Source organism: Pseudonocardia sp. ZF1 (assembly GCF_056835605.1).
Map to the genome: position 1 here is coordinate 2767335 of NZ_JAJNBY010000001.1, position 19161 is coordinate 2786495.

The 19161-nt window shown below is 75.1% G+C and carries 20 protein-coding genes; 5 read left to right on the forward strand and 15 right to left on the reverse strand.

All coding sequences use genetic code 11. The features are described 5' to 3' along the window. Nucleotides 1-137 precede the first annotated feature (137 nt). Nucleotides 138-815 carry a class II aldolase/adducin family protein gene (locus tag ZF1_RS13520; RefSeq protein WP_482637422.1) on the forward strand — a complete coding sequence of 226 codons (678 nt, stop codon included), beginning with the start codon at nucleotides 138-140 and terminating at the stop codon, nucleotides 813-815. Here ZF1_RS13520 and mtnA read toward each other — a convergent pair. Beyond that, nucleotides 733-1788 (reverse strand): S-methyl-5-thioribose-1-phosphate isomerase, encoded by a 1056-nt coding sequence (mtnA, locus tag ZF1_RS13525; protein ID WP_482637423.1) that lies wholly within the window; start codon nucleotides 1786-1788, stop codon nucleotides 733-735. The two genes, ZF1_RS13520 and mtnA, sit on opposite strands and share 83 nt — an antisense overlap. 104 nt (nucleotides 1789-1892) lie before the next feature. Then, nucleotides 1893-3245: a PQQ-dependent sugar dehydrogenase gene (locus ZF1_RS13530; RefSeq protein ID WP_482637424.1), complete on the reverse strand. Its 1353-nt coding sequence runs from the start codon at nucleotides 3243-3245 to the stop codon at nucleotides 1893-1895. A 69-nt stretch (nucleotides 3246-3314) separates the two neighbouring features. Here ZF1_RS13530 and ZF1_RS13535 point away from each other — a divergent pair, with 69 nt between their 5' ends. Further along, the gene (locus ZF1_RS13535) at nucleotides 3315-3734 is read left to right on the forward strand and encodes an SRPBCC family protein (protein ID WP_482637425.1); all 420 of its coding nucleotides are present in this window, start codon (nucleotides 3315-3317) and stop codon (nucleotides 3732-3734) included. Here ZF1_RS13535 and ZF1_RS13540 read toward each other — a convergent pair. From ZF1_RS13540 to ZF1_RS13550, 3 genes are read right to left on the reverse strand one after another with little or no spacing between them, the layout of a single operon-like run. After that, nucleotides 3671-4558: an alpha/beta fold hydrolase gene (locus ZF1_RS13540; protein WP_208825609.1), complete on the reverse strand. Its 888-nt coding sequence runs from the start codon at nucleotides 4556-4558 to the stop codon at nucleotides 3671-3673. The two genes, ZF1_RS13535 and ZF1_RS13540, sit on opposite strands and share 64 nt — an antisense overlap. After that, nucleotides 4555-5415 carry an SDR family NAD(P)-dependent oxidoreductase gene (locus ZF1_RS13545; protein ID WP_224402586.1) on the reverse strand — a complete coding sequence of 287 codons (861 nt, stop codon included), beginning with the start codon at nucleotides 5413-5415 and terminating at the stop codon, nucleotides 4555-4557. The genes ZF1_RS13540 and ZF1_RS13545 overlap by 4 nt, the downstream gene beginning before the upstream one ends. After that, on the reverse strand, nucleotides 5415-6998 hold the full coding sequence (locus tag ZF1_RS13550) for a flavin-containing monooxygenase (protein ID WP_405417250.1): 1584 nt from the start codon (nucleotides 6996-6998) through the stop codon (nucleotides 5415-5417). Before ZF1_RS13550 ends, ZF1_RS13545 begins: the two co-directional genes overlap by 1 nt. Nucleotides 6999-7115: 117 nt before the next feature. Here ZF1_RS13550 and ZF1_RS13555 point away from each other — a divergent pair, with 117 nt between their 5' ends. Together ZF1_RS13555 and ZF1_RS13560 are read left to right on the forward strand one after the other, a co-directional pair. Next, nucleotides 7116-8147: an AraC family transcriptional regulator ligand-binding domain-containing protein gene (locus tag ZF1_RS13555; RefSeq protein WP_482637426.1), complete on the forward strand. Its 1032-nt coding sequence runs from the start codon at nucleotides 7116-7118 to the stop codon at nucleotides 8145-8147. Nucleotides 8148-8401: 254 nt separating this feature from the next. After that, nucleotides 8402-8638: a hypothetical protein gene (locus ZF1_RS13560; RefSeq protein ID WP_073574996.1), complete on the forward strand. Its 237-nt coding sequence runs from the start codon at nucleotides 8402-8404 to the stop codon at nucleotides 8636-8638. Here ZF1_RS13560 and ZF1_RS13565 read toward each other — a convergent pair. The 6 genes from ZF1_RS13565 to ZF1_RS13590 all read right to left on the reverse strand — a co-directional run bounded on the left by ZF1_RS13565 (nucleotide 8617) and on the right by ZF1_RS13590 (nucleotide 14204). Continuing rightward, complete coding sequence (locus ZF1_RS13565) at nucleotides 8617-9624, reverse strand: DUF5914 domain-containing protein (protein WP_179759945.1); 1008 nt, start codon at nucleotides 9622-9624, stop codon at nucleotides 8617-8619. The two genes, ZF1_RS13560 and ZF1_RS13565, sit on opposite strands and share 22 nt — an antisense overlap. Before the next feature lie 23 nt (nucleotides 9625-9647). Next, a complete protein-coding gene (locus ZF1_RS13570; RefSeq protein WP_482637427.1) occupies nucleotides 9648-11258 on the reverse strand; it encodes an FAD-dependent oxidoreductase in 1611 nt (536 codons plus the stop codon). Beyond that, entirely contained in the window at nucleotides 11255-12013 is a 759-nt protein-coding gene (locus tag ZF1_RS13575; RefSeq protein WP_224402583.1) for a class I SAM-dependent methyltransferase, read from the reverse strand. The genes ZF1_RS13570 and ZF1_RS13575 overlap by 4 nt, the downstream gene beginning before the upstream one ends. An 85-nt stretch (nucleotides 12014-12098) precedes the next feature. Then, complete coding sequence (locus ZF1_RS13580; protein ID WP_405417246.1) at nucleotides 12099-13217, reverse strand: polyprenyl synthetase family protein; 1119 nt, start codon at nucleotides 13215-13217, stop codon at nucleotides 12099-12101. 215 nt (nucleotides 13218-13432) lie between these two features. Beyond that, on the reverse strand, nucleotides 13433-13828 hold the full coding sequence (locus tag ZF1_RS13585) for a hypothetical protein (protein ID WP_346108862.1): 396 nt from the start codon (nucleotides 13826-13828) through the stop codon (nucleotides 13433-13435). 46 nt (nucleotides 13829-13874) lie between these two features. Further along, on the reverse strand, nucleotides 13875-14204 hold the full coding sequence (locus ZF1_RS13590; RefSeq protein ID WP_251782760.1) for a hypothetical protein: 330 nt from the start codon (nucleotides 14202-14204) through the stop codon (nucleotides 13875-13877). Between the two features lie 107 nt (nucleotides 14205-14311). Between ZF1_RS13590 and ZF1_RS13595 the strand changes: the two genes are divergently transcribed. Continuing rightward, complete coding sequence (locus ZF1_RS13595; RefSeq protein WP_482637428.1) at nucleotides 14312-15163, forward strand: hypothetical protein; 852 nt, start codon at nucleotides 14312-14314, stop codon at nucleotides 15161-15163. On the opposite strand, the gene ZF1_RS13600 is transcribed toward ZF1_RS13595, so the two are convergent. From ZF1_RS13600 to ZF1_RS13615, 4 genes are read right to left on the reverse strand one after another with little or no spacing between them, the layout of a single operon-like run. Continuing rightward, entirely contained in the window at nucleotides 15117-16313 is a 1197-nt protein-coding gene (locus tag ZF1_RS13600; RefSeq protein ID WP_251782758.1) for an acyl-CoA dehydrogenase family protein, read from the reverse strand. The genes ZF1_RS13595 and ZF1_RS13600 overlap by 47 nt on opposite strands. After that, nucleotides 16310-17209, reverse strand: coding sequence for a 3-hydroxyacyl-CoA dehydrogenase NAD-binding domain-containing protein (locus tag ZF1_RS13605; RefSeq protein WP_482637429.1), 900 nt, complete (start codon nucleotides 17207-17209; stop codon nucleotides 16310-16312). The genes ZF1_RS13600 and ZF1_RS13605 overlap by 4 nt, the downstream gene beginning before the upstream one ends. After that, complete coding sequence (locus ZF1_RS13610) at nucleotides 17206-17943, reverse strand: acetoacetate decarboxylase (RefSeq protein WP_208825417.1); 738 nt, start codon at nucleotides 17941-17943, stop codon at nucleotides 17206-17208. The genes ZF1_RS13605 and ZF1_RS13610 overlap by 4 nt, the downstream gene beginning before the upstream one ends. Continuing rightward, nucleotides 17940-19130, reverse strand: a complete 1191-nt coding sequence (locus ZF1_RS13615; RefSeq protein WP_482637430.1) for a CaiB/BaiF CoA transferase family protein — start codon at nucleotides 19128-19130, stop codon at nucleotides 17940-17942. The genes ZF1_RS13610 and ZF1_RS13615 overlap by 4 nt, the downstream gene beginning before the upstream one ends. Nucleotides 19131-19161: the final 31 nt, after the last annotated feature.

Sequence of the window (19161 nt, forward strand, 5' to 3'; positions counted from 1 at the left end):
CCGCGTGGCGTCCCGGCCGAGCCCGGCGTCCGCGGTGGCACGATCCTGCGGCCCCGGCGGCACCCGGCGCGCCCCGACGGGCACGGGTCGACCCGGAGGTGTGACCCCCGGTCGGGTGGGCGTGGGATCCTGCCCGGGTGCCCCACGACCACACCCCCGCCCGCGATCTGCTCTGCACCTGGTCCCGCCGGATGGTCCGCGACGGACTCGTCGTCGGCACCTCGGGGAACCTGTCGCTGCGCACCGGGGACCTGATCGCGGTCACCCCGTCCGGTGTGGACTACGAGACGATGACCGCCGCGGACGTCGTGCTCGTCGATGCGGAGGGCACGCTCGTCGACGGCACCCGGGAGCCGACCAGCGAGCTCGCGCTGCACGTGGCCGCGCAGGCCCGGCCCGGCACCGGCGCGGTGGTCCACACGCACTCCCCGGCGGCGGTCGCGCTGTCGACGCTGTCCGACCACGTCCCGGCCGTGCACTACCAGCTCGCGATGTTCGGCGACGGCGTGCGGGTGTCGGAGTACGCGCCGTTCGGCAGCCGTGAGCTGGTCGTGAACGCGCTCGCGGCGCTGGGGGAGTCCACCGCCGTCGTCCTCGGCCACCACGGCACGCTCGTGCTCGGCGACACCCTCGGCGCCGCCTACGACGGCGCCCGCCAGCTGGAGTGGCTCTGCGACGTCTGGCTGCGCGCCCGCGCCGTCGGCGAGCCGCGGCTGCTGCCCGACGCCGAGATCAGCGCGGTGCGAGGGCGGTTCGCGGCCCAGCGGTCGAAGGTGCGGGCGACGAGCCCGGTCCCCACGCCCGCTCCTCGGTGACGATCGCGGTCACCAGGTCGAACGGCGTCACGTCGAACGCCGGGTTGTAGACCGGGGTCCCGGGCAGGGTGAGCAGGGTGCCGCCGTGCTCACGGACCTCCTCGGCCCCCCGCTGCTCGACGACGATGTCGGCCCCGGTCGGGGTGTGCGGGTCGATCGTCTCCTCCGGCGCGACCACCACGAACGGGATCCCGGACCGGGCCGCGGCGCAGGCCAGCATGTAGGTCCCGATCTTGTTCGCGACGTCGCCGTTGGCCGCGATCCGGTCGGCACCGACGAACACCGCGTCGACCAGCCCGGACGCGATCGCCGCGGGACCGGCCGAGTCGACGCACAGCCGGTGCGGCGCCCCGGCCGCGGCGAGCTCCCAGACGGTCAGCCGCGCGCCCTGCAGCAGCGGGCGCGTCTCGCACGCCAGCACCTCGGCCAGTGCGCCGCGCTCGTGCAGCCGCAGGACCGCCCCCAGCGCGGTGCCGCCGTCGCCGGTGGCCAGGGGGCCGGTGTTGCACACCGTCAGCGCCCGCAGCGGGCGGTCCGCGCACAGCTCCTGCGCCAGGTCCGCGGCCCGGGCGGTCGCCGCGGCGTTGACCCGCGCGGCCTCCGCGGCGACGGCGCGGGCCTGCGCGAGCACCGCGGCCGGGCCGTCGTCGAGCGCCTCCAGGGCCCGGGCCACCCCCAGCCCCAGCGGGACGGCGGTGGGCCGGGCGACGGCGATCCGCTCGGCCGCGGCCCGCACCGCGGCGACGGCGACCGGCGTCGCCGTGCCGTGCAGGTGCGCGGCCAGCGCGACCCCGAAGGCGCCGGTGATGCCCAGGCTCGGGGCACCGCGCACGGCCAGCGACCGGATCGCCTCGATCAGCTCGTCGACGGTGCGCAGGTACAGGTGCTCGGTCGCGCCGGGCAGTGCGCGCTGGTCGAGCAGGACCACCGCCGGGCCGCCCTCGTCGTCGCCGGCCCAGTCCACGATCCGCATCGGCCCGTACCCTCCCCGGTCGTCCGCCCTCGGGTGACCGGGGTGAACCTACCCCGGCGCCGCGGGCGGCCGGGCCGACTGCGGTCCCGGTCACGGGCGGGTGCTCACCGTCCGGGCGGGGCCACCCGGTAGACCGCACCGGCGTCGTCGTCGGTCACGTAGACCGCGCCGTCCGGCCCGGCGACGGCCGCGACCGGCCTGCCCCAGCGCGCTCCGGACGGGTCCTGGAACCCGCCGACCAGCGTCTGTTGCGCGCCGAGGCGCCCGTCCCGCCAGGGGAAGAACGACACCTCGGGGGCCCTCGGCGGGTCGGCGTTCCAGGAGCCGTGCACCCCGGCCAGGGCCCCGGCCGCGTACGGCGCGGGCAGCACCCCGTCGGTGAACGAGAGCCCCAGCGGTGCCGAGTGCGCCGGGAAGGACTGCTCCACGGGGGCCAGCGCCGCACAGTCCATCGCGCGCCCGCCGGGGTTCAGCTCGGCGTCGGCGACCAGACCGACGTCGGTGAAGTCCTGCGCGGAGCCGGCGACGCCCGGGTCGGTGTCCGGGTCCGGGTTGCAGAACGGCCAGCCCAGCTCGCGGCCCGGGGTGAGGCGGGCCAGCGGCTCGGCCGGATGGTCGGTGACGTAGCCGTCGACGACCTTCCCGAACGACGAGGCGCCGGCGTCGCCGTAGGGCCGGTCGTAGGGGTAGGGCACGTTGTCGCGGCCGTTGACCGCGGTCCAGACCGACCCGTCGGGCGCGGTGGCCAGCCCGGTGCCGTTGCGGACCCCGGTCGCGAACGGCGCGGCGGGCCCGCCGGTGGGCGGCATCCGCAGGATCGACGCGCGCGGGGGAGTGGCGTCCCGGTCGGCGACCGAGATGTTGCCGGTCGACCCGACCGAGACGTAGACCGCGCCGTCCGGACCGACGGTGACCGACTTCAGCTCGTGGCCGTAGGCGCCACGCAGGTCGGGGGAGTTGGCATCGGGCAGGCCGGGGACGACGACCCGCCGCCCGGTCGCCGCGCCGCGCGCCCAGGCGTACGCCGACACCTGGTTCGACTCGGCGACGTAGAGGGTGCCGCCGTCCGGGGAGAACGCGAGCCCGTGCGGCTGGGTGAGCCCGTCGAGCAACGGCCGCTGCTCACCGGTGCGCGACAGCGCCAGCACCCGGCCGTCGTCGGGCACCGAGACGAGCAGCTCGCCGTCCGGGGTCCAGACGGCCAGCCGGGCGTTCGGGACGCGGGCGAACACCGACACCGTCCACCCGGCCGGGACGAGGGCCTCGCGGGGCTCGTCGAACGGGGCGGTCGCGGCCCCGGGCGGCACCGACACCGTGACCGGCACCAGGTCCGCGCCCGCCGCGGCGACCGGGGCCTCGGCGCCGGACAGCGCGTTGGTCACCGGGTTGGGGCCGGTGCCGCAGGCGGCGAGCAGGGGGAGCGTGACCAGGGCGGCCAGCCAGGGGGCGATCCGCATGAACCCGACGCTACGGCCGCAACCGGCCCGTCGCGCGGCGGGGGCGCGCAGCCGTCAGGATCGTCGTCGATGCGCCTGACACTGCACGCCCGCGGACCGCAGCCCGCCGACGAGGTCTGGGAGCGCTACGCCGTGCCCGCCCGCTGGCCGGAGTGGGCGCCCTACATCCTCGGTGTCGACACCGCGGCGGACCGGATACGCCCCGGGGTGACCGGGCAGGTCCGCGGCCCGCTCGGCGTCACGGTGTCCTTCGCGGTCACCGAGGTCGACGAGCGCGCCCGCACCTGGGCCTGGGACGTCGCCCTCGGCGCCAGTGCCTCCCCGCTGAACCGGGTGCGGCTGAGCCTGGACCACGGCGTGCGGCCGTCCGGGACCGGTACCCGGACCTGGCTGACCGTGCACGGCCCGCCCGCCGTGGTCCTGCCCTACCTGGTTCCGGCGCGGCTGTCGCTGGAGATGCTGGTCCGCCGCCCCGCCCGGGCGAGGTGATCGCACGCCAGCGTCGCGAACGCGCCGGGCACCTCGATCTGGGGCATGTGTCCCACCCGGCCGAACACGTGCGTCGTGACCTGCGGGAGCCGGCCCGCCGCGCGCAGCTGGGCCGCGGGAAGGATCAGGTCCCGCTCACCCCACACGACCAGGGTCGGCTTCGGGGCGCGGGCGAACGCGTCGAGCAGCGCGCGCCGCCAGCCCGGCCGGACCCCGCGGACGGTGCCCAGCTCGGCCGCGACCTCGGCGAAGGTCCGGGCGAACTCCGGCCGCCGCGCGATCTCCACGGCGCGGGCGACCCGCTCGTCGGTGACCAGGGAGCCGTCGACGAACAGGGACCGCTCCGAGCGTCGCGCCGCCCTGGCGTCCAGGTGGCCGAGCAGGAACCGGCCCAGCAGCGGCACCCCGATGACCCGCAGCGCCGGGGTCACCTCGGCACCGAACCCGGCGGGGTCGGCCAGCACCAGGGAGACGACCCGCTCGGGGTGCCGGGTGGAGATCAGCAGCGCGACGGCGCCGCCGAGCGAGTTGCCCATGACGTGCGCCGGGCGGGTCTCGCCGAGCGCGTCGAGGGTGGCGAGCGCGGTGTCGGCGAGCTTCTCCAGCGTCGCCGGGCCGGGCACCCGGTCGGAGTGGCCGAACCCGGCCAGGTCGAGCGCGACCACCCGGTACCGGGACAGGAACTCGTGCTGCGGGTCCCAGTCCTCCAGGCTGCGGCCGATCCCGTGCAGCAGCAGGACCGGCTCACCGGCGGGGTCGCCGGTCTCGCGGACCCGGATCCGGGTGCCGCCGACGTCGACGAAGCGGGTCTGCGGGAGGGTCATCGCGTGCGCGCCGCCTTCGCGTTCCCGGAGGCGCCCACCAGCTTCGCGAAGATCCGGATGCTGTTCGCCGGGGCGAGCCGGGCCAGCAGGTCCGGGACCTTCGCGCTGATCCCGATGAGCAGCCGCGGGCGGCGCTTCGCGATCGCGTCGACGATCAGCTCGGCGGCCTTCTCCGCGGGGAAGGTCAGCAGCTTCTCGAAGTCCTTCTTGCCGCGCTCGGCCTCCTCGGCCGGGATGTTGACCCCGACCCGGGCGCCGGCGGCGATCCCGGTCCTGATGCCGCCCGGGTGCACCGTGGTGACGGTGGTGCCGACCTGGGCGAGCTCGGCGCGCAGCGCCTCGGAGAAGCCGCGGATCGCGAACTTCGACGACGAGTACGCCGACTGCCCGGGCGGGGCGATCAGCCCGAACAGGCTGGACACGTTGACCACGTGCGCGCCGGGCCGTGCGGTCAGCGCGGGCAGCAGGGCGTGGGTCAGCCGCACCGGCGCGCGGAAGTTGACGTCCATGACCCAGTCGAACTCGTCGAGGGTCAGCCGGGCGAAGTCCCCGCCGAGCGCGACGCCGGCGTTGTTGACCAGCAGCCTGATCTCCGGGTGACCGGCGAGGATCCGGCTCGACAGCGCGTCGACGGCGTCACGGTCGGCCAGGTCGACGGTCTCGGTGGTCACCGACAGGCCGGGGTGCTTCGCGCGGATCGCCGACGCGACGGTGCCGAGCCGGTCGCCGTCGCGGTCGACGAGCACGAGGTCGCTGCCGCGCTCGGCGAGCAGTCGGGCCACGTGCTCGCCCATGCCACCGGCGGCACCGGTGACGACGGCGGTGCCCTCGGCGAAGCGGAACGGTGAGCGGGCCATCAGGAGGCCACCTCCTGCTGTGCGGTCGCCGGGGTGGCGGCCCTGTCCGCGGCGATGCCGGACGCGGTCGGGGTGGGGACGCGGGCGTCGCGGGCCCCCAGCGCCGAGGCGGGGGTGAGGATCATGTCCCGCTTGAGGTCGGCGCGGCCGAGCCCGACGGCGTCGAGGAAGAAGTTCTGGTGCAGCCGCCACGGGTCCTTGCGGCCCTGGCGCGGGAACAGGTGCTCCGAGCGCTTCACGTAGTTCGACTCGATGTCGAGCAGCGGCCGGTCCGGGGACGCGGTCGGCGCCGGCGTGGCGACGGCGATCCGCTCGCGGTCCATCAGCGCGAGCAGCTTGGGCACGTAGCGGGCGACGAGGTCGGCGCGCAGCGTCCAGGACGCGTTGATGTAGCCGATGCAGAACGCCAGGTTCGGCAGGCCCGACAGCATCAGGCCGCGGTAGGTGACGGTCTTGCCGATGTCGACCTGCTCGCCGTCGACGTGGATCGTGATGCCGCCCAGCGGGCTCAGCGACAGGCCGGTCGCCGAGACGATCACGTCGGCCTCCAGCTCCTCGCCCGACCGGAGCCGGATGCCCTTCTCGGTGATCCGCTCGATGTGGTCGGTGACGACCGAGGCCTCACCCCGATTGATCGACTTGTAGAAGTCGCCCTCCGGGATGACGCACAGGCGCTGGTCCCACGGGTCGTAGCTCGGGGTGAAGTGCTTGTCCACGTAGGACTCGTCCTTGAGGAACTTCAGCGCGAGGCCGCGCAGCACCTTCTTGACACGCTCCGGGCGGCGCCGCGCGAGCTGGTAGAACGCCTGGGTCAGCGTCACGTACTGCAGGCGCAGGATCGCGTGCGCGACCGTGGCGGGCAGGAAGCGGCGCAGCTGGTCGGCGACCGGGTCCTTGCTGGGCAGCACCGTCAGGTACGACGGCGAGCGCTGCAGCATCGTGACGTGCCCGGCCTTCGCGGCCAGCGAGGGGATCAGCGTGACGGCGGTGGCGCCGGACCCGATGACGACGACCTTCTTGCCGGTGTAGTCGAGGTCCTCCGGCCAGAACTGCGGGTGCACCCAGGTGCCGGCGAAGTCCTCCCGGCCCGGGAACTCCGGCTGGAAGCCCTTGTCGTAGTCGTAGTAGCCCGAGCACATGAACAGGAACGAGCAGGTGTAGCGCTTCGGGCCCTGCGCGGTGGTGGTGTCCACCGTCCAGCGCGCGGTGGCCGAGTCCCAGGACGCACCGACGACCTTCGTGCCGAAGCGGATCCGCTCGGTCACGCCGTACTCGCGGGCGGTCTCGGTGATGTAGCGGCGGATGTCGGCGCCGTCGGCGATCGACTTCGGCTCGCGCCACGGCCGGAACGGGTAGGCCAGGGTGAACATGTCCGAGTCCGAGCGGATGCCCGGGTAGCGGAACAGGTCCCAGGTGCCGCCGATGTTCTCGCGGCCCTCGAGGATCGCGTAGTCCTTGCCGGGCAGCTCCTGGTGCAGCCGGGCCGCGGCGCCGATGCCGGAGAGCCCGGCTCCGACGATGATCACGTCGCGGTGCTCGACGGCGGTGCTGTCCGGAGCGGGCGTCGTGCCGGCCTGCGTCATGTGGTCCTCCTCATCGGGCGCGTCCGCGCTGACTACCTCTTCGACCGAGATCCAGTCTGCCCCAAACCTACCCGGAGTAACTTGACTCGGCGCGACAACAACTTACCCTCGTACGACATGGGCACCGGATCACTCACCCGGGCGAGGGCGTTGCGGGGGCTCGTCGCGCTGGTCGGCGAGCTGGGCGGCGACGGAGCGGAGCTGTTCGCGCGGTTCCGCATCCCGATCGACGCCGTCGAGGGGACCGACCCGGACGCGCTGGTCCCGACCCGGTCGGTGGCCCGGGTGCTGGAGACCGCGGCCGCCGAGCTCGGGTGCGGCGACCTGGGCCTGCGCCTCGCGCAGCGGCAGGGCCCGGAGATCCTCGGGCCGCTCGCCGTCGCCGTCCAGAACTCGGCGACCCTCGGCGACGCGCTCGACTGCGCCTCGCGCTACCTCTACGTGCACAGCCCGGCACTGACGATCGGCGCCGTCGCCGACCCGGAGGGCGTCGCCGGGGTGACCGGGCTGGAGTACGGCAGCACCGACCCGCTCCCGCCGCAGGTCGCCGACCTGGGGGTGGGGGTGCTGCACCGGATCGTCGGGCTGCTGTCGGGCGGGCCCTACGGGCTGCGGTCGGTGCACCTGCCGCACACCGCTCCCGCCGACGCCGACCGCTTCCGGGAGTTCTTCGGCGCCGAGGTCCGCTTCGACCGGCCCGCCGCCGTGCTGCGGGTGCCCGCCGACCTCGTGCGACGCCCGCTGGCCGGCGGCGACGAGACCGTGCGCGCCATCGCCATCGAGTACCTGGAGACCCACTTCGACCGGCCCGGGCGCACCGTCACCGACCGGGTACGGGCGGCCGTCGACCGGTCGCTGGGGTCTGGGCCGGTGCGGATCGGCTCCGTCGCCCGGCTGCTGCGGGTGCACCCCCGCACGCTGCAACGTCACCTCGCGGTGGAGGGGACGACGTTCGAGCAGGTCGTCGACGACGCCCGCCGGGACACCGCCGAGCGCCTGATCCTGCGGACCGACCTGCCGTTCACCCAGGTCGCGGCGATGATCGGGCTGGCGGAGCAGTCGGCGCTGTCCCGTGCGTCGAGGCGCTGGTTCGGGAGGCCTCCGCGGGAGCTGCGCAAGGCCGGACCGGCCGGGCTGCCGGTGGCTTGACGACTCCGCCGGCCCCGCGTCCGCGACCGGCTGCGCGTGGCGTGGACGCTCCAGGGTGGGCGGGACCCATGATCGTCGTCCGGGAAGGGATCGGTGCCGTATGTGGCACCGATCCCCTCCGAGAAACTGATCATGAACGTCCAGCCCCGTCTCCGGTGGCCCCGATCCACCGCGCCGGCCCTGCTCCACTCGCCACGACGCCCCGGACGGCGGATGCGTTCTGAGCGCCGCCGTGACCGACACCGTGAGCACTGGTGGCCGTGCGCGACGAGCTGCACGCCGCCGGGATGTCGATCGCCTACAACGTCGGCGTCCTGCAGGTCGGCGGCACCGCACCGCTGGTGTTCACGACCCTGCTCGACACGACGGGGTCGCCGGTCTCACCGGCGTACTCCATGGTGTCGGTGGCGGTCGTCTCGGTGCCGGCCGTCACCGTGGCCCGGCGCGGCTTCGCCCAGCGCCGACGGTCCTACCGGGCGCGCAGCGCGTAGCGGCGCTCGGCGTAGTCGAGGTCGTCGCGCCACAGCCGGGTGGCGGCCGCGGCCATCGCCGGGCGGATCGCCGGGGCGAGCTTCGAGGCGACGGAGAACCCGGGCCGGTCCGACCCGGCGACGACGGCCTCGATCACCGCGGTCCGGGGCCGCCCGTCGCGGTCGGTGCCGCGCGGGGTCGCGTGGGTCTCGACGACCGAGCCGACGCCCTCGCCCTCCACGATGCGCATCACGACCGTCCGCGGCTCCGGGCACACGAACTCCGCCCGCACCGGGACGCCGAGCCCCGGACCGACCTTGAAGGTGACGGTGACCAGGAAGCGGTCGTCGGACTCGTCGACGTCGGTGACGGCGGGCGCGGAGTCCACCGTCAGCTTCTGGAACGAGTACGGGTGGAACCAGGCGCCGTGCCACGGGTCGAGCCGGTTGGCGACGATGTCCTCGGGCTCGCACACCCCGACCAGGGTGGTCACGGCGTCGAGGACCGCGCCGGCCGGGCGGGCCGGGACGACCGGGGCGTCGGTCGGCTCCTCACCGCCGACGTCGTCGAGCCGCGCCCAGACGAGCACCCCGTCGTCGTGGACGGGGTGCACCGCCCAGCCGGGGCCGGACCGGGCGCCCAGGCGCAGCCCGTGCCAGCGGCACACCAGCTCGCCGCAGTCGACGGCCGCCAGCGCCATCGGCGCACCGAGGTGCGGGCAGGCGCCGGGACCCACGCGCACCGTCCCGTCCTCCTCCCGCCACGCGACGAGCTCGACCCCGCCGATGCGCACGCCGAGCGGCCGGTCGCCGCGGATCTCCCGGCTCGCGGCGACCACGAACCAGTTCCCCGACGGGCGCGCCTGCGCCCGCTCCAGCGCGGCCGAGATCAGCTTCGGGTCCGCGCCGGCGTAGGTCGGCTTCTGCGCCGCCCACTTCTGGGACGGCAGCGGTTGCAGCGGCCAGTGGGACGGCCAGTGCGCGGTGAGACGGGAGAGCAGGGTCATGACGTGGTGTCCTTCGACGGGTGTCAGGTGCGCATCGCGTACTCGGCGGCGCGCCGCAGCGGACCGAGGCGGCCGCTGGTGGGGACGGTCTCGAGCGGGTGGCCGGCCAGGCCCCAGCCGGCGAGCAGCCGGTTCGCCGCCTGCCAGCCGGTGCTCGCGGCGCGCTCCATGAGCGCGACCGGCAGGTCGATCCGGATGCCGTCGCCGGCCAGCACCAGGCCGTCCACGGGGGTGGCGACGGTGGGCCGCCGCGCGAAGTCGCCGACGCCGAACATCGGGCAGTCCTCGCGCCACTGGACGAGCTCGCCGACCACCCCGGCGCCGGCGGTCTCCGGGTAGAGCTCGTGCAGCCGGGCGACCGAGCGCCGGCGCAGGTCGGCGGTCCAGGTGTCGTCGTCGACGCCCGGGGGCGGAGCCGCGGAGTAGGCGTGCAGCTCCACGACGGACCCGCCGTGCCGGGCGGCCCAGCCCGCGGCGTCGCGCTCGTAGCGGTCCAGCACGGAGACGTTGTCGAGCGGGTCGAGCCCGCCGGTGCCGAGGAACGGCGGCCGGGTCGCGTCGACGGTCCGGTCGAGCCAGAGCCGTTGCACGAGGAACGGCGGGGCGCTGCCCAGCGCGGCGACGTCGTCGCGCCACCGGGCGAGCGCGTCCGGACCGTCGACGGCCGACGCGGGGTCGCCCAGGCCGGGGGAGGCGGCGACGATGTCGCGCAGCCCCCGCACGTCGGTGGCCAGCACGACCGCGTCCGCCTCGCTGCCGCCGCCGTCGCGATGATTCACGTGGAACCGTCCACTGCCGACACCGTCCACCGGGGACCGCTCCACCGAGGACACCGCGACCCCGGTCCGGAACGTGACACCGCGGGTGGTCAGGTAGTGGCGCAGCGGCTCCCACAGCGCGGTGTCGAAGCCGGCGTCGGGCACGTCGAACATCAGACCCTCGGAGGAGCCGAGGAAGTAGATGTGGAACATCGTCGCGAGCTCGGCGGCCGACATCGTCGAGGGCGGCGCGAAGAAGCTGCGGGAGAACACCTCGAACGCCAGGTGCCGGGCCGCGGGCGGGAAGTTGATCGACTCGACGAAGGTCTGCGCGTCGAGGTGGTCGATCGCCTCGTAGATGCCGGGCACGCTGACCGCGGCCAGCGGCGCGGCGGCGCGGGCGTCGAGCCGCAGCAGGTCCGACGGGCGGAACGTGGGGCTGCGCAGCGCGAACAGCACGGCGTTCCACGGGGGCGTGCGCGGCAACCCGCGGAAGGTGTCCCGGCGCCCCTGGGCGTCGACGAGCGGGTAGTCCTCCAGCGGCACCAGCCGCTCCAGTCCGGGGTCGCCGCGGCGCAGCAGCGCGCGCAGGTTGTAGTACTGCCGGAAGAACGCGTGGAAGCCGCGGCTCATCGACACCGGCGTGCCGTCGGGCAGGGTCTCCGACCAGCCACCGACCCGGCCGCCGAGGTAGGGCTCGCGCTCCAGCACCTCGACGACGACGCCGCGCTCGGCCAGCCCGGTCGCCGCGGCCAGCCCGGCGATCCCGCCCCCGACGACGACCGCCCGCGGCCGCCGCCCCAGCTGCCCGGCGTCGCCGAGGCCACCGGCGGGCTCGTGGCGGACGCGGCGCGGGTCGGTCGGGCGGGCGGTCACGACCGCGTCCCGAGCACGGTGTGCACGACGCCGTTCTGCCAGCCGGTCATGGTCTCGGAGTGCACGGCGTCGAACCCGGCGGCGCGCACCCGGTCGCGCAGGCGGCCGATGCCGTCGAAGGTGTTCACGCTGCGCCACAGGTGCCGGTACAGCGCGGTCTCGCCGGTCGTCATCCGGCCGAGCGGCACGATGATCCCCCAGCAGACCGCGTGCCAGGACAGCCGGGCGCGGGGGGAGTCGGCGACCGAGTACTCGTGCAGTGCGAGCACCCCGCCCGGGCGCAGCAGGTCGTGGAAGCGGCGCAGCTGGGCGTCCGGGTCGTCGAGGTTGCGCAGCAGGTAGGCGGCGAGGATCCCGTCGAACGGGCCCTCGACCCCGTTCTCGGCGAGGGCCTCGGCGGTCGAGTGCACGAACCGCACCGACGCCGGCCACGGCTTGGTGCGGGCGCGCTCGAGCATCCCGGCCGAGGCGTCGACGGCGACGATCTCGGCGCGCGGGGCGACACCGAGCAGCGCCGCGGTGGAGGCCCCGGTGCCGCAGCCCGCGTCGAGCAGACGCAGCCCGGCGCCGTCGCGGGGGAGCCGCATCCGGGCCGCGGAGGCGCGCAGGTGGTCGTGGTAGCCGGGGTTCATCCCGACCAGGCGGTCGTAGTCGGCCGCGCCGTCGTCGAAGTGCGAGGGGACCTGCTCGCGGGGCAGGCCCGCACGGCCGACGGTTCCGGGGCGGGTGGGACGGGACGGGGAACGGTCGACCATGTCCGCGAGCCTAGGACCGCCGGCGTCGCGCGGCGCGTCGGGTCGCATCCTGTTGCACCGCAGCCACTCGCGGGGGCGGCCCCGGTCAGGAGACCCGGTCGGCGCAGCGCACGGCCATCGCGCGCAGCACCGCGGCGACGTCGTCGCCGAGCACCCCGTCGGCGACCGCGCCGTCGACCAGCCGCAGTGCACCCTGGACCCGGGTGGCGATGAGCTCCTCGATGCGGCGGCGGGCCCCGGTCGACTCGATCGCCACCCGCGCCGCGGCGACGTCGACCGGGCCGTCGGCCTCGTCCGAGCCGTGGAGCAGCGCGTCGAGGGCGCCCCGGGTGGCCGGTCCGGCGACCTCGCGGGCCAGCACGACCAGGCTGGTGGCCTTGCGCTCGGCCAGGTCGTCGCCCGCGGACTTGCCGGTGGCGTCGGTACCGAACACGCCCAGCACGTCGTCGCGCATCTGGAAGGCCTCGCCGACCATCGTCCCGTAGTCGCCGAGCGCCGCGAGCAGCTCCGGCCCGGCCCCGGCCATCGCGGCGCCGAGCTCCAGCGGGCGCCGGACGGTGTAGTTGCCGGACTTGCGGCGCAGCACGTCCATCACCTCGTCGAGGGTGGGAACGCGGCGGGCCTCGTTGAGCAGGTCGGCGAACTGTCCGACGGCCAGCTCCGAGCGCATCTCGTCGTAGCGCGGCCAGCCGCGCTCGAGCACCGCACGCGGCAGCCCGCTCTCACGCATCGCCTGCTCGGCCCACACCAGGCACAGGTCGCCCAGCAGCACCGCGCCGGACTCGCCGAACCGGTCCGGGCAGCCGGACATGCCCTGGCCGCGGTGCCAGGAGGCGAGCTGGACGTGCACCGTCGGGCGGCCGCGGCGCATCTGCGAGCGGTCCATGACGTCGTCCTGGAGCAGGGCGAAGGCGTGCAGCAGCTCCAGCCCGGACACGGCCGCCAGCGCGGCGGGGGAGTCCGGGGCGGCGGCCCGCCAGCCCAGGTAGCCGAACATCGACCGCAGGTACTTGCCCCGGCCGACGAAGTCGCTCAGGACCCCGGCGACGAAGTCCGCACCGCGCATCGAGTGCACGTGCTCGGCGCACCGGAGCCGCACGGTCTCGTCGACGTGGGCCCGGACCCGGCCGCGGATCTCCGCGACCCAGTCCGGGTGGGTGGGGACGTGCTCGAGCCGCCGGTCCTGCCCGGTCTCCACGAACATCGCGCGGCCTCCCGTCGGGTCGCCTGGGGTGGTGAGCGGCCGGACGTCGGTGTCCGGACCCGGTCGGGGGCCGAGGGCACAACCCGGGCCGGGTCCTGTCGAGGGTAGGGGGGGTGCCGTGATCGCGCGCGCCGAATCGGACGGACCACCCCGGTCGGGTTCGGACGGAGCGGCCACGTGGTTCGGGTGACCCACGTCACCGGCCGTCCGGGTCGTCAGCCGGTCCGGAGGAACGACCAGGCGGCCAGCCACACCGACCCGGCCACGAGTGCCATCGCCCCGGGCACGTGCACGATCAGGCCCGGGATGTCGCCGAACCACGCCTGGACGAAGGTGAACGCGAAGACCGCCGCGGCGAGGACCGACGGCCACCACGCGCCGGCGGTGACGACACGCAGCCACACCGCGGCCGCCGCGGCGAGCCCGGTGACGACGTGCAGCACGATCGCGCCGGTGCCGTGCGGACCGACGTCGCCGCCGGTGAACAGACCGGCGGCGGTCACGAACTGCCAGGCCAGGACGACGACCGACGCGGTCGCGAGCACCCGCAGGGCCAGGACGGGGGTGGAGCGGGTCACGTCGGGCGCGGCGTGGCGGTGTGGGGCGGACATCCTCGCAGTCTGCCGACAACCGGCCGCAGGTGCACGAACCGGTCGTTCAGGCCATCGCGGGCGCGAGCTCCCGCGCGCCGACGACGGCGGCCCAGGCCGGGAGGAAGTGCCGCACCGGGTCGAGCGCGGGGGAGCCGGTGACCGGGGTGAAGTGGTGGTCCACGAACGCGCGCAGCGCCGCGGAGTGGCCGAGCCGGTCCGGGACGAACGCCACGTCGTCGCGCCAGCCGCACTCGCAGGCCGCGCGGTAGGCGACGGCCGGGGCGCGGCGTGCGTCGCTCCAGATCCCCGTCGCGCGGCCGTCGGCGGTGTCCGCGCTGACGAACCCCTCGTGGTCGTCCGACCCGGGGATCTCCACCGGTCCGATGTAGAGCACTCGGTGATCATCCCCGGGTGCCGGCGGTGCGCAACCCGCGGCGGGACGGGTGGGCCCTCCGGTTCGTCCGGCGGTCGTCCGACGGCCCCGCGTGGCAGGCTGGACCGGTGGCGGACGACGAGCGGGGCGAGGCGGTGCTGGCCGCCGCGACCGACGCGGCCCGCCGCGAGTTCGGTGACGAGCTGGTGGCGGCCTACACGCTCGGCAGCCTCGCGCACGGCGGGTTCGCCCCCGCCGTCAGCGACGTCGACCTGGCCCTGGTGCTGCGGGAGACCGGCGGCGGCACGGCCTCGCGGGTGCACGACGTCGTCGCCGCGGCCCGGGACGCGGCCGCGGGCACCGACGGGCTCGCCGAACGGCTCTCGGTGTTCTGGGCCGACCCGGACACCGTGTGCCACGGCACCGGGCGCCGACCGGCCCGCCTGCCCGCCGTCGACCGGCTCGACCTGCTCGACTCCGGCGTGCTGCGCCACGGCACCGACGTCCGCGACGGGGCCGTCCCGCCCGGCCACGACGAGCTGGTCCGCGGCTCGGCCGGGTTCCTCGTCGAGCGCGTCGACGACGCCTGGCTCGCCGGGGTCGCCGACCCGGCCGCACTGCTGGCCCGCGGGCCGCGCGCGGTCACCAAGACGGTGCTGTTCCCGGTCCGGTTCCTGCACACCCTCACGACCGGGGAGATCGGCCGCAACGACGCCGCCGTCGCCTCCTACGACGGCGCCCACCGCGACCTGGCCCGGGCCGCCCTGCGGTGGCGCGACGGGGCGCTCGGCGAGCGGGTGGCGGCCTGGACCCTGCTGACCGACCACCTGGCGGGCCTGTACCGGGAGTGCGTCGACGCCCATCTCGCGGCGCTGCCCGGTGACGACCCCGCCGTCACCGGGCTGCGGGCGCTGCGCGACGCCCTGGCGGTGCTCAGTGCTTCGCGGGCCTCCGTCCCACGAACGCCCCGATCCCGGTGACCGCGCGCCCCACGACCAGGGTGTTGATCTCCTTGGTGCCCTCGTAGGAGTAGAGGGCCTCCGCGTCGTTGAAGAACCGGCCGACCTTGTTCTCCAGCAGGATCCCGTTGCCGCCGAACACCTCCCGGGCCCGGGCGACCGCGTCGCGCAGCATCAGGGTGGCCTGTCGCTTGGCCAGGGCCGCCTGCTCGTCGCGGAAGGTGCCGTCGTCCTGCATCTGGGCGACCCTGACCGCCATCCCGAGCGAGGCGACGACGGCGCCCAGGATCGAGACGAGGTGGTCCTGGACCAGCTGGAAGGACGCGATCGGCTGCCCGAACTGGACGCGCTCGACCGCGTAGTCGCGGGCCAGCTCGAAGACTCCCGCCATCGCGCCGACCGCGTTCCAGGCGACGCCGCCACGGGTCACCCGCAGTACCCGGTTCGTGTCGGCGAAGGTCTGTGCGCCGGGCAGCCGGTTCGCCTCCGGGACGCGCACGCCGTCGAAGGTGAGGTCGGCGTTCTGGACGGTGCGCAGCGCGAGCTTGCCCTCCATCTTGGTGGCGGTGAACCCGGGCGTGCCCTTCTCGACGACGAAGCCCTTGACCGAGTCGTCCGCCACGTCGCGGGCCCACACGATCACCAGGTCGGCGAAGGTCCCGTTGCCGATCCAGCGCTTGGCGCCGTCCAGCACCCACTCGTCGCCGTCGCGGCGGGCGGTGGTCTCCAGCCCGCCCGCGACGTCGGACCCGCCGTGCGGCTCGGACAGCGCGAACGCGCCGATCTTCTCCATCCGGCGCATGGCAGGGAGCCAGCGGTCCTTCTGCTCCTGCGACCCGCACAGGTCGATCGAGGTCAGCGCGAGCCCGGCGTGCACGCCGAAGAAGGTCGCCATCGACGGGTCGACGCGGGACAGCTCCATCGACACGAACGAGGTGAGCAGCCGCGAGTAGGCGGGCCGGTCCGGCCACTCCCGCGCCAGCCCGACGACGTCGAGCTCGGCGAACCCCGGGAGCAGATCGTGCGGGAACTCCGCGCGGTCCCAGCAGGCGTCGGCGATCGGGGCGATCTGCTCCTCGGCGAAGGAGCGGACCCGGGAAAGGATCTGCTGCTCCTCGGGGGCGAGCAGGTCGACGTAGCCGAAGAGGTCGGCGGGAAGCGGTGCGGTCATGACTCCTCCATCTCCGACCGGGCGGCGAGCACGGACGTCTCGGCGCGGTCGCGTGCGGTGGTGAGGGCCTCGCGGCTGGGGCCGTAGGCGTCCTCGGTGGCGGTGCTGATCGCCTCGACGGTGTCCGGGTCGAGGGTGGGGTCCCCCAGGTCGGCCCATCGGCGCGCCATCCCCGGGCCGAGGTGCTCCAGCAGGTGGCGCAGGCCGCCGTCGCCGCCGCCGAGGTGGAAGCTCAGGAACGGTCCGCCGGTCGCCCAGCGCGGACCGAGCGCCCCGGTGACCACGCGGTCGAGCTCGCCGGGGGAGACCACACCGTCACGGACGAGGGAGACGGCCTCGCGGAACAGCGCCGACTGCAGCCGGTTGCCGACGAAGCCGTACACCTCCTTGTGGATCTCGACCGGGTCCTTGCCCACCGAGCGCAGGAACTCCGCGGCCCGCGCGACGTTGTCGCGCGCGGTGCGCCTGCCGGCGATGAGCTCCACCAGCGGCAGGACGTGCGGCGGGTTGAACGGGTGCGCGACGAGCAACCGGGCGGCGGCGTCGTCGTCGAGCCGGGCGGCGACGTCGGTGGGCAGGATCCCCGAGGTGGAGCTGAGCAGCAGCGCACCGGCGGGGGCGTGCGCGGCCGCGGTCGCCCAGATGTCCTGCTTCACCTCCAGGCGCTCGGGTCCCTGCTCCTGGACGACGTCGGCACCGGCCACGGCGCGGGCGAGGTCCGGTTCGCAGGCGACCCGCTCGAGCAGGTCCGCCGACCCGAACCGGCGCACACCGGCGTCGACGACCTCGGCCAGGTCCGGCCGCGGGTCGGTGACGACGACGTCGTGTCCGGCCGCGGCCAGCAGCACGGTCCAGGAGACGCCGATGGTGCCGGCACCGATCTCGGTGATCCTCACGATTCCTCCAGGTAGTCGTGCACGGTGGTGATCGGCGCGAGCGTGAGGTCGGTCAGCACGTGTGATGCGGAGACGATCTCGCGCACCGGCAGGTCCGCCAGCGGCGCGAGGACGTGGTCGAACAGCTGCAGCCGGGCCGGTCCGGTGAACGCCCGCTTCACGGTCAGGTCGGTGATCCGAGTGCGGACCAGCCGGGCGTCGACCGGTCCGGATCGGCCCGGCACGAGCTTGACCATGAAGGTCGGCACGCCGACCTGCGCGGCGGCCTCCGCCGGATCGAGCTCGGTGTGCTGGTAGGCCATGGTCGCGACGGCCACCGGCAGCGAGCCCTTGTGCAGGGTGCCGACGAGCGCGCCGTCCTCGACGCCCAGTCGTGGTGTGCCGAACGCCTTCGGGTAGGCGCTCTGCTCGCGCCCGGCGAAGGTCGCCGGTGCGTTGTCCAGCCACATGCCGTGCAGGTACTCACCGTCCTCGCCGTCGAAGGAGCACGCCAGCGCCTGCCCGGACTCGGTGTAGGGGCCGAAGCCGTCGACGTCGCCCATGTGCATGACCTCGAACCGGACCAGCGGCTCCCCGGCCACCAACGGCTCGGGCAGCGCGCGACGGAACGCGTCGGGATCGGTGCGGTAGACGACGTTCAGGTACTCGCGGTCGGTGAACCGGTGCGATCCCGGCGTGAACGCGGGCGCGGTCAGCGGGGTGGTCCCGGCGGCGAGGACGTCGGCGGCCCTCATCGGGCGAGCACCCCGTCGGCGACCAGCGCGGCGATCTCGTCGTCGGTGCGGCCCAGCTCGCGCAGCACGTCGGCGCCGTCGGCGCCCAGCGTGGGGGCCGGGGTGCGCATCCCGCCCGGGGTGGCGGTGAACCGGACCGGGAAGCCGATGGACCGGTAGCGGCCCTCGGTGGGGTGCTCGGCCTCGGTGAGCAGGCCGCCGTCGGTGACGTAGGGGTCGGTCTCGGCGTCGTCGACGGCGAGGACGGGCGCGAACGGGACCGAGTGCTGCGCGCACAGCTGCGCCCACTCGTCGGTGGTGCGCCGGGGGGCCAGCTCGGCGATCAGCGCGTACAGCTCGGGCTGGTGCGCGGCCATCGCGGGGGAGGTGGCGAACCGCTCGTCGGCGGCGAGGTCGTCGCGGCCGGCCGCGGTGAAGAAGTCGGCGATGTTGCGCGGGGTGTAGGGCAGGATGCAGGCCCAGCCGTCCTTCGTCGCGACGGCCTCGTGCCCGGCGGCCATCGACCGGTTGAACCCGGTCGGGCCCTCCGCGGGCACGAAGGTGTGCCCGGACAGGTGCTCCACCAGGTTGAACGCGAGGAGCGTGTCGGTCATCGGTACCTCGACCAGCTGCCCCTCGCCGGTGGCCCGCTGGTGGATCACCGCGGCCAGCGTGGAGTAGGCGATCGTCAGCGCACAGACCTTGTCGGCCAGGATCGTCGGCGCGTAGGAGGGGGTGCCGGTCGCCCGGCGCATCAGGTCCACCATCCCCGACGACGCCTGCACGATCTCGTCGTAGGCGGCGCGGTCGGCGAGCTCGGAGTCGCTGCGGAAGCCCTGCGCGCGGACCTGGACCAGGCGCGGGAAGCGCTCGGCGACCCGCCCGGGGTCGAGTCCGAGCCGGTCCAGCGCACCCGGGCGCATGTTCGTCACGAGTGCGTCGGCGGTGTCGAGCAGGTCGTCGAGCACCGCGCGGCCGGCCTCGGTCTTGAGGTCGAGCGCCACCGAGCGCTTGTTGCGGTTCACGTTCAGCGCGAGCGCGCCCATCCCGGGGTTGCGCTGCGGCAGGGTGCGGCGGGTCATGTCCCCGGCCGGCGGCTCGATCTTGATCACCTCCGCGCCCAGGTCGCCCAGGATCTGGCAGGCGTACGGGCCCATGACGACCGACGCCAGGTCGATCACCCGCAGCCCGTCCAGTGCGCCACCCATGTCGTGCTCCTTCCGCTCGCTCGCCGTCACG

Coding starts and splice junctions, on each gene's coding strand:
- ZF1_RS13585 (WP_346108862.1), bottom strand. CDS start 13,828: ATGTCCGCCCCACACCGCCACGCCGCGCCCGACGTGACCCGCTCCACC.
- ZF1_RS13600 (WP_251782758.1), bottom strand. CDS start 16,313: ATGACCGCACCGCTTCCCGCCGACCTCTTCGGCTACGTCGACCTGCTC.
- ZF1_RS13615 (WP_482637430.1), bottom strand. CDS start 19,130: ATGGGTGGCGCACTGGACGGGCTGCGGGTGATCGACCTGGCGTCGGTC.
- ZF1_RS13575 (WP_224402583.1), bottom strand. CDS start 12,013: ATGGTCGACCGTTCCCCGTCCCGTCCCACCCGCCCCGGAACCGTCGGC.
- ZF1_RS13545 (WP_224402586.1), bottom strand. CDS start 5,415: ATGGCCCGCTCACCGTTCCGCTTCGCCGAGGGCACCGCCGTCGTCACC.
- ZF1_RS13535 (WP_482637425.1), top strand. CDS start 3,315: ATGCGCCTGACACTGCACGCCCGCGGACCGCAGCCCGCCGACGAGGTC.
- ZF1_RS13530 (WP_482637424.1), bottom strand. CDS start 3,245: ATGCGGATCGCCCCCTGGCTGGCCGCCCTGGTCACGCTCCCCCTGCTC.
- ZF1_RS13540 (WP_208825609.1), bottom strand. CDS start 4,558: ATGACCCTCCCGCAGACCCGCTTCGTCGACGTCGGCGGCACCCGGATC.
- ZF1_RS13610 (WP_208825417.1), bottom strand. CDS start 17,943: ATGAGGGCCGCCGACGTCCTCGCCGCCGGGACCACCCCGCTGACCGCG.
- ZF1_RS13580 (WP_405417246.1), bottom strand. CDS start 13,217: ATGTTCGTGGAGACCGGGCAGGACCGGCGGCTCGAGCACGTCCCCACC.
- ZF1_RS13550 (WP_405417250.1), bottom strand. CDS start 6,998: ATGACGCAGGCCGGCACGACGCCCGCTCCGGACAGCACCGCCGTCGAG.
- ZF1_RS13565 (WP_179759945.1), bottom strand. CDS start 9,624: ATGACCCTGCTCTCCCGTCTCACCGCGCACTGGCCGTCCCACTGGCCG.
- ZF1_RS13555 (WP_482637426.1), top strand. CDS start 7,116: ATGGGCACCGGATCACTCACCCGGGCGAGGGCGTTGCGGGGGCTCGTC.
- mtnA (WP_482637423.1), bottom strand. CDS start 1,788: ATGCGGATCGTGGACTGGGCCGGCGACGACGAGGGCGGCCCGGCGGTG.